Here is a 15000-nt window from a genome sequence, read left to right as displayed (position 1 = left end):
CAAGCGGCTAGTGCAAGCGCGATGACAGACAAGGCGACCCGAAACGATTGGCAAAAGCTCGCCGACAAGGAGTCAAAGGGCAAGGATTTGTCCCGCGAGACCCTGGAGGGTTTCCGGCTCAAGACCGTCTACGGTCCTGAGGACGCAAACGGCATCGACAGCGGCTATCCTGGCCTGCCGCCCTACACGCGCGGGCCTTATGCGACGATGTACGCGGGCCGGCCCTGGACCATCCGCCAGTACGCGGGTTTCTCGACGGCCGAGGAATCGAACGCCTTCTATCGTCGCAACCTCGCCGCGGGGCAAAAGGGGCTCAGCGTCGCTTTCGACCTAGCCACGCACCGCGGTTACGACAGCGACAATCCGCGCGTTGCTGGCGACGTCGGCATGGCCGGCGTTGCGATCGACACCGTCGAGGACATGAAGCTTCTGTTCGACGGCATCCCGCTCGGCGAGATGAGCGTCAGCATGACGATGAACGGTGCGGTGCTGCCGGTGATGGCCTTCTTCATCGTCGCCGGGGAGGAGCAGGGCGTCGACCGCGCCGCGCTGACGGGCACGATCCAGAACGACATTTTGAAAGAGTTCGCGGTCCGCAACACCTACATCTATCCGCCCGAACCTTCGATGCGGATCGTCAGCGACATCATCGCCTTCACGTCGCGCGAGATGCCGAAGTTCAACAGCATCTCCATCTCCGGCTATCACATGCACGAAGCCGGGGCGACGGCGGTGCAGGAGCTGGCCTACACGCTCGCCGACGGCATGGAATATGTTCGTGCGGCGGTGAAGAGCGGGCTCGATATCGATGCTTTTGCGCCGCGCCTCAGCTTCTTCTGGGGCATCGGGATGAACCTCTTCATGGAGGTCGCCAAGATGCGCGCGGCGCGCACCTTGTGGGCGCGGATCATGACCGACCTCGGCGCGCAGTCGGAAAAGTCGAAGCTGTTGCGCACCCACTGCCAGACCAGTGGCGTGTCGCTGACCGAGCAGGACCCTTATAACAATATCGTCCGGACGACGATCGAGGCGCTGGCCGCGGTGCTTGGGGGCACCCAGTCGCTGCACACCAACAGCTTCGACGAAGCGATCGCGCTGCCGACAGATTTCTCTGCGCGCATCGCCCGCAACACGCAGCTGATCCTGGCCGAGGAAAGCGGGGTGACGGCGGTTGCCGATCCGCTCGGCGGAAGCTGGTATGTCGAAGCGCTTACCCGGGAGCTGGAAGAAAAGGCGCAGGCGCTGATCGACGAGGTCGAGGCGCATGGCGGCATGACCAAGGCGGTCGCCGAGGGCTTGCCCAAGCACCGCATCGAGGAAGCGTCGGCCGCTCGCCAAGCCAAGGTCGACACGGGCGAGACAGTGATCGTCGGCGTCAACCGCTATCGCTTGTCCGAAGAGGACCAACTCGACATCCTCGAAGTCGACAATGCCAAGGTTCGCGCCGGGCAGATCGCGCGGCTGGAGCAGGTTAAGTCGGGCCGGGATGAGGGCGTCGTCCGAACGGCCCTGGACGCGCTTGAGCAGGGCGCGCGTGCCGACACCAACCTGCTGTCGCTTGCGGTCGAGGCAGCGAGGGCGCGCGCAACCCTGGGCGAAATTTCGGATGCGCTGGAGCGCGCCTTCGGCCGATATGCGACGACGCCCGCTCCGGTGCGCGGCATTTACGGCGGCAATCGCCGCGACGCTCGCTGGAAGGGCGCGGAGCAAGGCACGCGCGCGGTTGCCGAACGGCTTGGCCGCAAGCCCCGCATCTTCGTCGCCAAGATGGGCCAGGACGGTCACGACCGCGGCGCCAACCTCGTGTCTTCGGCGTTCGCTGATCTCGGCTTCGAGGTTGTTGCGGGTCCGCTGTTCCAGACGCCGCGCGAGACAGCCGAGATGGCAGTTGCGAAAGACGTCGACGTCGTCGGCGCAAGCTCCCTGGCGGCGGGGCACCGCACGCTCATTCCCGAGCTGATCGGTCACCTGCGCGACCTGGACCGCGCCGACATCAAGGTCGTCGCCGGCGGCGTCATCCCGGCGCAAGACTATAGCATGTTGCGGGAAGCTGGCGTGCAGGCGATCTTCGGGCCCGGCACCAACCTGGCAGATGCCGCCGACGAAGTGCTGCGCTTGCTCGGCCACAACCGTCCGCCGCTCGATGAGCCCGTAGAATGAGAGGCTGGAGGTGGGGTGTTGGCCGGCATTGTGTCGATCGCGATGCCATTCCTACTGATGATCTAGACCGGCATGTTCATGCAGGCGATTGAGGTGAGATGTTCAAGAAAATCCTGATCGCCAATCGCGGCGAAATCGCGTGCCGGGTTGTCCGCACGGCCAAGCGCATGGGCATCAAGACCGTCGCGGTTTACTCCGACGCCGATGCCCGCGCGCCGCATGTGAAAATGGCGGATGAGAGCGTGCGCCTCGGGCCGGCGCCGGCGTCCGAAAGCTATCTCAACGCCGAATTGATCATCGACGCCTGCAAGGCGACGGGCGCGGAGGCGGTGCATCCGGGGTACGGCTTCCTGTCGGAACGGACGAGTTTTGCCGAGGCGCTGGCCAAGGAGAAGATCGCCTTCATCGGCCCGCCGCCCAAGGCGATCGCGGCGATGGGCGATAAGATCGAGTCCAAGAAACTGGCGCGGGATGCCGGGGTCAACATCGTGCCCGGCTATCTCGACGACATCGCCACCACCGACGACGCGGTGAAGATCGCCGGCGACATCGGCTATCCGGTGATGATGAAGGCATCGGCCGGCGGCGGCGGCAAGGGCATGCGGCTCGCCTGGTCCGAGCAGGACGTTCGCGAAGGCTTCGAAGCGACCAAGCGCGAGGGGCTCAACAGCTTCGGCGACGACCGCGTGTTCATCGAGAAGTTCATCGAGCAGCCGCGCCACATCGAGATCCAGCTTCTCGGCGACCAGCACGGCAACATCGTCTATTTGGGCGAGCGCGAATGTTCGATCCAGCGCCGCCACCAAAAGGTGGTCGAGGAAGCGCCGTCGCCCTTCGTCACGCCCGAAATGCGTGAAAGCATGGGCAAGCAGGCCGTCGCTCTGGCCCGGGCGGTCGGCTATTATTCGGCGGGCACGGTCGAGCTGATCGTCTCCGGCGCGGACCCGACCGGAAAGAGCTTCTACTTCCTTGAGATGAACACCCGGCTGCAGGTCGAACATCCGGTGACCGAGGAGGTCACGGGCCTGGACCTAGTCGAGCAGATGATCCGTGTCGCGGCAGGGGAGAAACTGGGGTTCACACAGGACGACGTGAAGCTGAACGGCTGGGCGGTTGAGACGCGCGTCTATGCCGAAGACCCGTACCGCGGCTTCCTGCCAAGCACCGGGCGGCTCGTGCGCTATTCCCCGCCAGAGCAGTCCGACAATGGCGTGAAGGTGCGCGTCGACGACGGCGTCTTCGAAGGTGGCGAGGTCAGCATGTTCTATGACCCGATGATCGCCAAGCTGGTGACCTGGGGGACAACCCGCGAGGCGGCGATCGATGCGCAGGTCGACGCGCTCGACGCATTCCAGATCGAGGGCATCGGCAACAACGTCGATTTCCTATCCGCACTAATGCAGCACCCGCGCTTCCGCTCGGGGGAAATCACTACGGGCTTCATTGCCGAGGAATATCCGGAAGGGTTCGAAGGCGCGCCGGCAGATCCGCAACTGCTGTCGGATCTAGCCATCGTTGGCGGATTGATCGGCGCGATAACCGACGAGCGGGCGGCGAGCGTTGATCATCAGCTGGGCGAGCCGGGCACGACCTCCTCCGATCGGGTCGTCACGGTCGATGGCGATCAACACCGGGTGCGGATCAAGCCGTACGACGGCGGCGCGTTCGGCGTCCTCGACGACGGCAAGATGATCGACCTGGTCGGCAGCTGGGCGCCCGGCCAGCGGATGCTTTCGGTCAGCATCGACGGCCGCCGGCGGACGGTGCAGGTGGAGCGCAGCGGCCGCGGCATGACGCTGACGACCCGCGGCGCCAGTCACACGGTGCAGGTCCTCCCGCCGCACGTCGCCGAGCTGTCGCGGCATATGATCGAAAAGGTCCCGCCGGACCTGTCGCGCCTGCTGCTGGCGCCGATGCCGGGGCTGCTGACCCGGCTGGACGTGAAAGAGGGCGACAAGGTCGAGCCCGGCCAGCCGGTCGCGGTGATGGAGGCAATGAAGATGGAAAACATCCTCCGCGCCCCCAAGGCGGCGACGGTCAAGGCAACGCCCGCGAAGGCCGGCGACAGCCTCGCCGTCGATCAGGTCATCGTGGAGTTTGAGTGAGCTGGGACGACGAACCCTATCTTCCCGCTTCCGAGTTCCTTGTGTCCATCATGAACGAGGAAGTCGTGCTCGATGACTCGGAATTTGGACGAGCAAACCTCTCTCTTCTGATCGGCATGACGAAGGATCAAGACCGGTCAAATCGAGATTATGCAGCAATGCTGCTTGGCCATCACGGCCCGCCTACGGTCGAAGTTCGCAATGCGCTGCGAGAAGCAGCCGAAGACGAAGATGTATATGTGCGAGGAGAGGCAATTCAGGCCTTAGTGGAACGGGATCGCCAAGTCGCAATCTCGCTTGTGACGAGGGAACTTGCCCGCAAAACGGCTTGCTATGCGATCTTTCAGGCGGCGGCCGATTTAGCGGAAACTTCGCTTGCGCCATTGCTCGAACCGTTCGCCGCAAAGAGAACTGGCACATCTCATATCGACTCACAGATTGACGATGCGCTGGCGGCGTGCCGCAAAGGTTAGCTTCTTAGCTCGCTCCGCTTGAGCTTCCCCGTCGCGGTCTTGGGAAGCGCGTCCACGAATTCGACCTCGCGCGGATATTTGTAGGGGGCGATCCGCTCTTTGGTGAAGTCCTGCAGGCCTTTCACCAGTTCGTCGCTGGGCTCGGCGAAGTCGGCGAGGACGACGAACGCTTTTACCTTCTGCCCGCGCTCGGCGCACAGAACGCCGATCACCGCGCATTCGGCGACGGCGGGGTGGGCGAGGAGGGCATTTTCGACTTCCGGCGCGCCGATATTATAGCCCGAGCTGACGATCATGTCGTCGCTACGGGCGAGGTACCAGAAGTAGCCGTCGGTATCCTTGCGGTACGTGTCGCCGGTGACGTTCCAGCCATTCTCAACGTAATTCCGCTGCCGCTCGTCATCGAGATAGCGGCAGCCGGTCGGGCCCTTGATCGCAAGGCGGCCGACGCCTTCGTCCATCGGTTCGCCACGGTCGTCGAGGACGGCCGCTTCGTACCCTGGCACCGCCTTGCCGGTCGAGCCCGGACGGATTTCCTCACCCGCCGCCGAGACGAAGATGTGCATCATTTCGGTCGATCCGATGCCGTCGATGATGCCGATGCCGGTACGGACTTTCCACGCATGCCAGGTCGCTTCGGGCAGGTGTTCGCCGGCGGATATGCAGGTGCGCAGCGACTTGAGCGCGCCGTCCAGACCCGGCTGCGACAGCATCGCCTTATAGGCGGTCGGTGCCGTGCCGAGATGCGTGACGCCGAACTTGGCGATCGCCTCGATAAGGGCCTGCGGGTTGGCCTGTTCCAATGTCGCGCTCGCCGCGCCGAAGCGAAGCGGGAACAGCGGCGCGATGCCAAGGCCGAAGGTGAAGGCCATTGGCGCGCTAGTCATGAAAATGTCGCCCGGCTTCGGCCCGAGCAGGTGCCGGGCAAAGGTGTCGCACGGGGCCAATATGTCGCGGTGGAACTGGACGCAGCCCTTGGGGACGCCGGTGGTGCCGCTGGTGAAGGCGATCAGCGCCGGATCGTCGCGGCCGGTGTCGAAAGGCGGCAGCGTCTGCAGCGAGGCGGTGCGCGTTTCCAGCTCGCCGTGGCCATGGTCGCCGTCATATTTGATGAGGTGCTTTACGAAGTGCGTCTGCTCGACCGCTTCGCGAAAATCGCCGATGAAGCGGCTGTCGACGATCGCGTGACTGATTTCCGCGCGCTCGATGACCGTGGCGATTTCGCCGGGGCGGAGCAGGGGCATGGTCGCGACGACCACCCCGCCGGCCTTCAGCACGCCCAGCCAGGCAGCGACCATCGTGTAGCAATTGGGACCTCGCAGCAGGACCCGGTTGCCGGGGATGAGGCCCTCCTCCTCGACAAGCAGGCGGGCGATGCGTCCGCTGAAGCTGTCGAGGTCGGCGTAGGTCCAGCGGCCGTGCGCGTTGACCACCGCCAGCGCGTCCGCCGCCCCGCCTTTCAGCAGCTCGGCGGCCGCGTTGACCCGCTCCGGATATTGCAGCTCCGGCAGGTCGAAGCGGAATTCGGGCAACAACTCCGCCGGTGGCAAGCGGTCGCGGACGAAGCTGTCGTAACTCAATCGGGCACCACGGCGATGGCTTCGATCTCGATCTCGGCCGCCGGTTCGACGAGACTTTGCACTTCCACCAGGGCCATGGCCGGGAAGTTACGGCCCATGACTCGCTGCCACGCCTCTCCGATGGCGCCGAGATGGTCGCGATACGCCTGCATGTCGATGACGTAGCAGGTCATCCGTACGACATGCTCGGGTCCGGCCCTATCTTCGGCGAGAATCGCGACAATGTTGCGCAAGGTTTGTTCGAACTGGTCGGCGATGTTGGGCGAGCGGAAGTCCTGCTGCTCATCCCAACCGACCACGCCGGCGGTGAAGATGAGGCGCCCGCGCGCGCTGATGCCATTGGAATAACCCTTTGGCCGCGGCCATCCGGGCGGTTGCAGCACGTTCATGCGCGAAATTCCTTCAGCAGGTCGCGGGCGATGATCTGCCGCTGCACTTCGCTCGCCCCTTCGTAGATGCGCAGCGCGCGAACGTCGCGGTAGAGTTCCTCGACCTTGACGCCGCGCGTGACGCCAGCGCCGCCGTGCATCTGCACCGCTGCATCGATCACCTGCTGCGCGGCCTCGGTCGCGTGCAGCTTGGCCATTGCCGCCGCGCGCCGGTTGTCGGTCCCACCGACGTCCTGTTGCCAGGCGGCGCGATAGACCAGCAGCGCCGAGGCATCGATTGCCGTCGCCATGTCGGCCATTTTCGCCTGCGTCACCGCATTGTCCGCAAGGGTCTTGCTACCCAGGCGGCGGCTGCTGGCGAACCCCAGCGCTTCGTCCAGGGCACGGCGCGCAAAGCCAAGCGCCGCGGCGGCGACGGTGACCCGGAACAGGTTCAGTGTCTCCATGCCGACGCGGAAACCGTCGCCCGGCTCACCGACGACGGAGTCGGCGGGAATGCGGGCCTTGTCGAACTTGATTCGGGCCAGCGGGTGCGGCGCGATGACGTCGATCCGCTCCTCGATGGTGACGGCATCCGCCGGGACAATGAAGGCGGTCAGTCCGCGCGACCCTTCGCCTTCGCCGGTGCGCGCGAACGTCAGGTAGAAATCGGCGATCCCGCCGTTGGAAATGTAGGTCTTTTCCCCGACCAGCACCCACTCATTGCCCTCGCGCATCGCCGACGTCGCGATATTGGCCGCATCCGATCCGCATTCGGGCTCGGTCATTGCGAAGGCCGCAATCGCCTGGCCCGAGGCGACCGCAGGCAGCCACTCGCGCTTCTGCTCGATCGTGCCGAACAGGGAAATCGCGCCCGAGCCGAGCCCCTGCATTGCAAAGGCGAAGTCGGCGAGGCCGGAGTGATAGGCAAGCGTCTCCCGCGCAAGCGCGAGGCTGCGCACGTCGGGGCGCCGGTCGCCGTCGGCAACGCACAGCTTGAGCAACCCAGCCCCGCCGAGCGCCTGCACCAGACTCCGGCAGTCGTCGTCGATGTTCTTGCCGTGGGCAGGCAGTTCGGCGGCAACGCCGTGCAGTCGATCGGCAAGCTCCCGATGCTTCGCCTCGAAAAACGGCCAGGAGAGGAATGTCGAATCCGCCATCAGTCGCCCTGGAAAACCGGCTTTTGCTTCGCTGCAAAGGCTTCGTAAGCGCGACGGAAGTCGTTGGTCTGCATGCAATCCGCCTGCGCCTCCGCCTCCATGTCGATCGCCGTGTCGATCCCGACATGCCATTCCGCGTCGAGTTGCCGCTTGGTCATGGCGTGGGCAAGGGTCGGGCCGTTGGCGAGGTCCGCCGCGAGCGCTTGCGCATCGGCGAGGACGTCGTCGCTCAGCCGGTTCCAGAAGCCCCATGCCAGCCCCTCGTCTGCGCTCATGCTGCGGCCGGTGAACAGCAATTCGGCCGCGCGCCCGTGGCCAATGATCCGCGGCAGGATGGCGCAGGCGCCCATGTCGGCCCCCGACAACCCGACGCGAGTAAAGAGGAAAGCGGCCTTAGCGCTGGGCGTCGCGATTCGCAGGTCGCTGGCCATCGCCATGATCGCGCCCGCACCGGCGCAGACGCCCTCGACCGCGGCGACGATCGGCTGCGGGCAGGCGCGCATGGCCTTGACCAGGTCGCCCGTCATGCGGGTGAAATCGAGCAGGCCGGAGCGGTCCATGCGCGTGAGCGGCCCGATAATTTCGTGCACGTCGCCGCCGGAACAGAAATTGCCGCCGGCGCCGGTGATCACCATCGCCTTGACCGCGGGGGCGTCGGTCAGCGCGCGAAAGGTGTCGCGAAGTTCGGCGTAGCTTTCGAAGGTCAGCGGGTTCTTGCGTTCCGGGCGGTCGAGCGTGATCGTTGCGACCTTGCCGGACAGGTCCCAGCGGAAATGCCGCGGGCGGAAGCCTGCCGGGTCGAAGCTCATGCGTTGGTCCCGCCGTCGATGGTCACGGCCGAGCCGGTGATGTCGCGGCTGAGCGGGAGGCACAACATCGCGATGACGTTGGCGATGGCTTCGGGATCGACCAGGCGGCCGCTGGCATTCATGTCGCTGATCGCGCCACGCGATTGATCCTCGCTGCGGCCGGTCAGCTTCGAAACCCGGACGATCGACTGATCGGTCATCGGCGTGTCGACATAGCCGGGGCACACTGCGTTCACCGTCAGGTTAGTCTTCGCATATTCGACCGCGAGGCTACGCATCAGACCCAACAGGCCATGCTTCGACGCGGCATAATGGGCTGCGTAGGGAACGCCGCGCAGTGAGGCGACCGAGGCGACGAAGACGAGCCGACCGTTCGCGCTGACCATCAGGTCGGGGAGGGCCGCCTGCGCGCAATCAAAGGCAGCCGTCAGGTTGACGGCAATGATCCGGTCCCAGCTTTCGCGGGTCATCTTGTGGAACGGCGCGCTGTCGGCGATGCCGGCGTTGACCACCAGCATGTCGATCGGTCCGTTGGTTTCGCGAGCCTCAGCGAAAGCACGGTCGATCTGATCGCGGTCGCTGACATCGCATTGAAGCGCCGTGCCGCCCAGCGGCTGCGCCGTAGCCTGCAGAGGCTCCATCCGGCGTCCGGTCAGCGTGACCTTGGCGCCGGCCGCTGCCAATCGTCGAGCCGCGGCCGCACCGATCCCGGTGCCTCCGCCAGTGATCAGGGCGTGACGCCCCTCAAGCGCGGTTTTCTGCATCGGCTGAGCATTGGCGCAACGACCAAAGCGAGGCAAGGCGGGCGGCGGACACAAAAAAGGGGGCGACCAACGGCCGCCCCCTCCATGATCAGGTTGATGGTTACTTGACGCCGATCGGGTCAGGGTTTCCGTCGGGATCGTTGATGACATTGCCGTCCGTGCGAACCGCGCCGGAAAGCAGCAGGCCGGCCAGGTGCGGAGTCGCCATCGAAGTCCCGCTGATCGTGTTGTAGGCGCCGTTCAGCCACGTCGACTTGATCGCCGAACCCGGTTCGGAGAACTCGATCGGAGGATTGCCGAAGTTCGAGTAGCTCGCCCACTTGTCGCCGACCGCGAAGGCCGAAACGGTGTAAACGTTCGGGCCGTTGGCGCGCCCCGGCGAGTGGTTGTTGGCATTGTCGCTTTCGTTGCCAGCGGCGAGTGCGAAACGGACGCCCCCCGCGGCTGCGGCGATCACGGCCTGGTCCAGCGCAGTGCTCACGCCGCCGCCAAGGCTCATGTTCGCGACGTCGCCAGGACGGCCGTATTGGGCGACGTAATCAACCCCGGCAATCACGCCGGAGTTTGCGCCGCTGCCGCGCCGGTCGAGGACTCGAACCGCGACGACCGTTGCGCCCGGCGCAACGCCGATGACGCCGATCGCGTTGTCACGGGCAGCGATCGTTCCGGCAACGTGCGTGCCGTGCCCATTCTGGTCGGCCGGCGACGTGTCGCGGAGGAAGCTGCGGCTACGCGCTGCGTCAGTGTTGAGATCCGGGTGCGTGAAATCCAGCCCGGTGTCGATGACCCAGGCCGTCGCGAAGGTGCCGGCAACGCCGCCCTTGACCCGCGCAATGCCCCGCGGGGTTTCCTGGGCCGGTTGAACGCTCCCGCCGCCGCTGGGCGGTGCCGCTGCCTGGATCGGCGGCGTGCTCATGACCTGATCCTGCTCGCAATAAGCGATGTTCGGATTGTTGGCGCGCATCCGTTCGACGGCTTGGGCCGACATGTTTGCGGCAAAGCCGCGGATTGCGACGCTATAGACGTGATTGACACGTCCGCCGACCGAGGCGGCGGCGCGATTGGCTTCCGCGGCAGCGGCGCCGCGGCCGACAGCGCCCTTGTTGAAGACGCAGATGTAACTGCCGTCGATCTTGTCGCCAGCCCGCTGCGCAAATGCCGGCTGTGCGAGCATGCTCGTCGACATCAGCCCGGCCATTGCGAGAATTGCCTTCTTCATCCCTGTTCTCCCGTTTTTACTCGTCGGTACTGCCGCCAGCGTAACTGGCTGCAGATCGAAAGCTAAGCAGGCAAATCTCAGGAGTAAAGAATAAAAATCCAATAAAATCAGTTAGTTAACTGGCATTTCTAGGGATGTATCTAGCCCTGCCGGCGGGACGCATGGAACCGCTTGGGATGACGCCAGCACCGATGACCTGGGATCGTTCCGGTTAGCGCTGCACTCCCGGAATTGGCGCAGGCGCTGGCACGCCGGGATCCGGCGTGTGCGGCAGTTCGAACCGACGGAGCTTCGGATTGGAGTTGCGGGCGAGCTGTGGCATCGCCCGGTCAATTGCAGAGGAGCCGAGAATGAAGTCCCGCGCCGCCGTCGCTTTCGAGGCCAAGCAGCCGCTGGAGATCGTCGAGGTCGATCTCGATGGTCCACGCGCCGGCGAAGTGTTGGTCGAGATCATGGCGACGGGCATCTGCCACACCGACGCCTACACGCTCGACGGGCTCGACAGCGAAGGGCTGTTTCCCGCCATCCTGGGCCATGAAGGCGCCGGCATCGTCCGCGAAGTGGGGCAGGGCGTAACGTCCGTGCAGCCGGGCGACCACGTCATCCCCCTGTACACGCCCGAATGCCGCCAGTGTAAGTCCTGCCTGTCGGGCAAGACCAACCTGTGCACCGCGATCCGCGCCACCCAGGGCAAGGGTGTGATGCCCGACGGCACCAGCCGCTTCAGCTACAAGGGGCAGCAGATATTCCATTACATGGGCTGCTCGACCTTTTCGAACTTCACCGTGCTGCCGGAAATCGCCGTCGCGAAGATCCGCAAGGACGCGCCGTTCAAGACCAGTTGCTACATCGGCTGCGGAGTCACCACCGGCGTCGGCGCCGTCGTGAAGACCGCCAAGGTGCGGCCGGGGGACAACGTCGTCGTCTTTGGCCTTGGCGGGATCGGCCTCAACGTCATCCAGGGCGCGAAGCTGGTCGGCGCCAACAGGATCGTCGGCGTCGATATCAATCCCGACCGCGAGGAATGGGGCCGCAAGTTTGGCATGACCGATTTCCTCAACACCAAGGGCATGAGTCGCGACGACATCGTCGCCAGGGTCGTCGAACTTACCGACGGAGGGGCGGACTATACGTTCGACGCGACTGGGAATACCGAGGTCATGCGCACCGCGCTTGAATGTTGCCACCGCGGCTGGGGCACGAGCATCATCATCGGCGTCGCGGAAGCGGGCAGGGAAATCTCAACGCGGCCCTTCCAGCTGGTGACCGGCCGCAACTGGCGCGGCACCGCATTCGGCGGCGCCAAGGGCCGCACCGACGTGCCCAAGATCGTCGACTGGTACATGGACGGCAAGATCGCCATCGACCCGATGATCACCCACGTGTTGACTCTCGACGAGATCAATCGCGGCTTCGATCTGATGCATGCCGGTGAAAGCATCCGCAGCGTGGTGGTCTATTGACCCCGCCAGGAATGTAGGAGACCGTTGCGAATCGCAACTTAACAGGAGGTCTCACGATGCTGCCGGACCGGTCGCCAACGAAGGTCAACCTTGCGGAAAAGCTGGGCGCGTTCAGCGAACATTGGGCGCCCAAGATAGTCGCCCGCTACAATGACAATGAAGTCAGGCTGGTGAAGACCAGCGGCGAGTGGGTGTGGCACAAACATGACGAGACGGACGAGCTGTTCCTGATCCTGGAAGGGGAGTTCGACATGGACTTTCGCGACCGGACGGTGACCGTAGGGCCGGGGGAGTTGCTGATCGTGCCGGCGGGCACGGAGCACCGGCCGGCCGCCCGGCGCGGGGAGGTGAAACTGCTCTTGATCGATCCGAACGACACGCCGAACACTGGCGACATGGCAACCGCGACGCACGCCGTCGAGCTGTAGGGGGACGTACTATGTTCAGTCACGTGATGGTCGGATCCAACGACGTCGAAAAGTCGAAGAGCTTCTACGACAAACTGTTCGGCAAGGAGGGGCACCAGGATGACAAGGGCCGCCTCGCCTACCGCAACAAGGGGTCGGTGTTCATGGTCTCCCAGCCGATCGACGGGCAGCCCGCGAAGCAGGCCAACGGCGGCACGATCGGGTTTAACTTCGATAGCCCGGAGGAGGTCGACGCCTGGCATCGGCGTGGGCTTGAGGCGGGCGGTGCCGACTGCGAGGGCTGCGACCCGCCGGGCTATCGCGAGAATGCGTTCGGCAAGCTCTACCTCGCTTACCTGCGCGATCCCGACGGCAACAAATTGTGCGGGCTTCACCGGCCGCAACAGTGACGATGAAGGTCGTTTCCGACGTCAGATCGCATGGCGGCAGGCAATTGGTCGTGTCGCATGCCAGCAATTCGACTGGCACCGACATGACCTTCTCTATCTTCCTCCCGCCGCAAGCGGAGCAGGGGAGAAGGTTGCCGGTCGTGTGGTATTTGTCGGGACTGACCTGCACCCACGCGAATGTGACCGAGAAAGGCGAGTATCGCGCCGCCTGTGCCGAGCTTGGGCTGATTTTCGTCGCTCCGGACACGAGTCCACGCGGCGAAGGGGTGCCGGATTCTGAAGGCTATGACTTTGGGCAGGGCGCCGGCTTTTATGTCGATGCCACGGAAGAACCATGGGCGACACATTTTCGCATGTGGAGCTACGTAACCGAAGAATTGCCTCGGCTAGTCGCGGCTGAATTCCCGATTGATCCCAAGCGCCAATCCATTACCGGCCACTCGATGGGGGGTCATGGCGCGCTGACCATCGCCTTGCGCAATCCTGGCCGCTTCCGCAGCGTTTCCGCGTTCGCGCCGATCGTTGCACCGAGCCAGGTGCCGTGGGGTGAAAAGGCGTTCGCCGGCTATTTGGGCGAAAGCCGGGAAGCTTGGCGGCGTCACGACGCTGTTGCGCTGATCGAGGACGGCGCGCGACTTTCCGAGCTGTTGATCGATGTCGGGACCGCCGATCCGTTCCTGGAGCAGGAGCTTCGGCCGGAGCTGCTTGAGCAAGTGTGCGCGGATGCCGGCGTCGCGCTGACCGTCTACCGGCGCGAAGGCTACGACCACAGCTATTACTTCATCTCGACGTTCATCACCGATCATTTGCGTTGGCATGCTGAACGGCTGGCCTGACTGGGCGGTGGAGGCGCTGGCGGTGGCGACGGCGCTCGCCTGCGGCCTGCTGGTTGGAATTGAGCGCGGATGGAACCTGCGGAAACTGCGCGACAATAGCCGGTTTGCCGGGATCCGCACCTTCACCTTGCTGGGCTTGGGCTCGGGCATTGCCGGTCTTCTTGGAGCATCAGGGCAGGCGCTCGCCGGGGGCGGGATCGCGGCCGCCGCTGCTGCGCTGGTCGTCGTTGGCTACAGCCGCCGGACCGGCGACGACAAGATGGACGCGACGACTCCGGTGGCTGCCTTGGTCACGGTCGGGCTGGGGTTTCTTGCCGGAGGCGGCCGGCCGGGCCTGGCAATTGCCGGCGCCACCCTGGTGACGCTGGTGCTCGCCCTGCGCGAGGAAGCCCACCGGTTTATCGACCGGCTCGACGAGGCCGACGTGAAGGCGCTGGCAAGATTTGCGGTGATCGCCGGCGCCGTCCTGCCGTTCCTGCCGAGCGGCGACTTCGGCCCCTATGGGGCGTGGAATCCGCAGAAATTGTGGATGGTCGTAGTGCTGGTCACCGGCTTCTCATTTGCCGGTTACGTTGCCAACCGCCTGTTCGGCGCTAGGCACGGCACCGTTGCGACCGCACTGATCGGTGGCCTCTATAGCTCCACCGCGGTCACCCAATCGCTTTCGCAGCGGCTCGGCAGCGGGAAGGGCGGCGGCGCCGAGCCCGCCGGGATCGCGCTTGCCAGCACCGTCATGTACCTTCGAGTCATCGTGCTGGTCGCGGTACTCGCGACCCGATTCCTCGTTGAATTTACCTTGTTGGTCGTGCCCGCGTTATTGACGCAGGCGGCGGCTGCCTACTGGCTCTACCGAAAGGCGCCGACGCACCAGGGGCCGGCGCCGCCGGGCAACCCGATCGCCCTCCTGCCAGCGCTCGGTTTCGTCGCTTTCGTCGCGGTTGCGGCGGTCGCGGCGGCCTGGGCGCAAGGCCGCTTTGGCCAGGAGGGGTTGGCCGTCCTGCTGCTGGTCATGGGCAGCATGGACGTCGATGTCGCGATCGTCACTGCCGGCGGGCTTCCGGCAGACGCGATTGCTCCATGGCTGGCGAGCATGGCGCTGGCGGGGACCATTCTTGCGAACATGGCGGTGAAGCTTGGGATCGTGATCGCTTATGCCCGGCGCGAAGGCCGGTCCGCGGCGATCTCGCTGGCGGCGAGCATGGTCGTCTTGGCACTGACGATCGGTGCAGCCTGGACCTTGCTTTAA

General features: G+C 65.0%; 14 protein-coding genes. 8 read left to right on the top strand and 6 right to left on the bottom strand.

Translation table 11 applies throughout. The features are described 5' to 3' along the window. The first annotated feature begins 21 nt into the window (after positions 1-21). The 3 genes from scpA (at position 22) to G7078_RS07260 (ending at position 4738) form a co-directional block, all read left to right on the top strand. On the top strand, positions 22-2160 hold the full coding sequence (gene scpA / locus G7078_RS07270; RefSeq protein WP_166094528.1) for a methylmalonyl-CoA mutase: 2139 nt from the start codon (positions 22-24) through the stop codon (positions 2158-2160). Between the two features lie 98 nt (positions 2161-2258). After that, positions 2259-4265 carry an acetyl-CoA carboxylase biotin carboxylase subunit gene (locus G7078_RS07265; protein WP_166094526.1) on the top strand — a complete coding sequence of 669 codons (2007 nt, stop codon included), beginning with the start codon at positions 2259-2261 and terminating at the stop codon, positions 4263-4265. Further along, positions 4262-4738 carry a HEAT repeat domain-containing protein gene (locus G7078_RS07260; protein WP_166094523.1) on the top strand — a complete coding sequence of 159 codons (477 nt, stop codon included), beginning with the start codon at positions 4262-4264 and terminating at the stop codon, positions 4736-4738. Before G7078_RS07265 ends, G7078_RS07260 begins: the two co-directional genes overlap by 4 nt. Here G7078_RS07260 and G7078_RS07255 read toward each other — a convergent pair. The 6 genes from G7078_RS07255 to G7078_RS07230 form a co-directional block, all read right to left on the bottom strand. After that, positions 4735-6318 carry an AMP-binding protein gene (locus tag G7078_RS07255; protein ID WP_166094521.1) on the bottom strand — a complete coding sequence of 528 codons (1584 nt, stop codon included), beginning with the start codon at positions 6316-6318 and terminating at the stop codon, positions 4735-4737. The genes G7078_RS07260 and G7078_RS07255 overlap by 4 nt on opposite strands. Next, positions 6315-6707 (bottom strand): RidA family protein, encoded by a 393-nt coding sequence (locus tag G7078_RS07250; RefSeq protein ID WP_166094519.1) that lies wholly within the window; start codon positions 6705-6707, stop codon positions 6315-6317. Before G7078_RS07250 ends, G7078_RS07255 begins: the two co-directional genes overlap by 4 nt. Continuing rightward, a complete protein-coding gene (locus G7078_RS07245; RefSeq protein ID WP_166094516.1) occupies positions 6704-7846 on the bottom strand; it encodes an acyl-CoA dehydrogenase family protein in 1143 nt (380 codons plus the stop codon). Before G7078_RS07245 ends, G7078_RS07250 begins: the two co-directional genes overlap by 4 nt. Next, positions 7846-8655, bottom strand: coding sequence for an enoyl-CoA hydratase family protein (locus G7078_RS07240; RefSeq protein WP_166094514.1), 810 nt, complete (start codon positions 8653-8655; stop codon positions 7846-7848). The genes G7078_RS07245 and G7078_RS07240 overlap by 1 nt, the downstream gene beginning before the upstream one ends. Beyond that, positions 8652-9419 (bottom strand): SDR family NAD(P)-dependent oxidoreductase, encoded by a 768-nt coding sequence (locus G7078_RS07235; RefSeq protein WP_166094512.1) that lies wholly within the window; start codon positions 9417-9419, stop codon positions 8652-8654. Before G7078_RS07235 ends, G7078_RS07240 begins: the two co-directional genes overlap by 4 nt. Before the next feature lie 100 nt (positions 9420-9519). Beyond that, positions 9520-10638, bottom strand: coding sequence for a S8 family serine peptidase (locus tag G7078_RS07230; protein WP_166094510.1), 1119 nt, complete (start codon positions 10636-10638; stop codon positions 9520-9522). Positions 10639-10988: 350 nt separating this feature from the next. Here G7078_RS07230 and G7078_RS07225 point away from each other — a divergent pair, with 350 nt between their 5' ends. From G7078_RS07225 to G7078_RS07205, 5 genes are read left to right on the top strand one after another with little or no spacing between them, the layout of a single operon-like run. Further along, positions 10989-12101: an S-(hydroxymethyl)glutathione dehydrogenase/class III alcohol dehydrogenase gene (locus tag G7078_RS07225; RefSeq protein ID WP_166094508.1), complete on the top strand. Its 1113-nt coding sequence runs from the start codon at positions 10989-10991 to the stop codon at positions 12099-12101. A gap of 56 nt (positions 12102-12157) precedes the next feature. Next, a complete protein-coding gene (locus tag G7078_RS07220; RefSeq protein ID WP_166094506.1) occupies positions 12158-12529 on the top strand; it encodes a cupin domain-containing protein in 372 nt (123 codons plus the stop codon). Positions 12530-12540: 11 nt separating this feature from the next. Continuing rightward, positions 12541-12918, top strand: a complete 378-nt coding sequence (locus G7078_RS07215) for a VOC family protein (RefSeq protein ID WP_166094504.1) — start codon at positions 12541-12543, stop codon at positions 12916-12918. 2 nt (positions 12919-12920) lie between these two features. Continuing rightward, the gene (gene fghA / locus G7078_RS07210) at positions 12921-13754 is read left to right on the top strand and encodes an S-formylglutathione hydrolase (RefSeq protein ID WP_206367493.1); all 834 of its coding nucleotides are present in this window, start codon (positions 12921-12923) and stop codon (positions 13752-13754) included. Continuing rightward, positions 13735-15000, top strand: a complete 1266-nt coding sequence (locus G7078_RS07205; RefSeq protein WP_166094500.1) for an MgtC/SapB family protein — start codon at positions 13735-13737, stop codon at positions 14998-15000. Before fghA ends, G7078_RS07205 begins: the two co-directional genes overlap by 20 nt.

Origin of the sequence: Sphingomonas sinipercae (genome assembly GCF_011302055.1) — a bacterium.
Classification (GTDB): domain Bacteria; phylum Pseudomonadota; class Alphaproteobacteria; order Sphingomonadales; family Sphingomonadaceae; genus Sphingomicrobium; species Sphingomicrobium sinipercae.
Note: the sequence above shows the minus strand (reverse complement) of the source record. Positions and strands in the feature narration are given on the sequence as shown.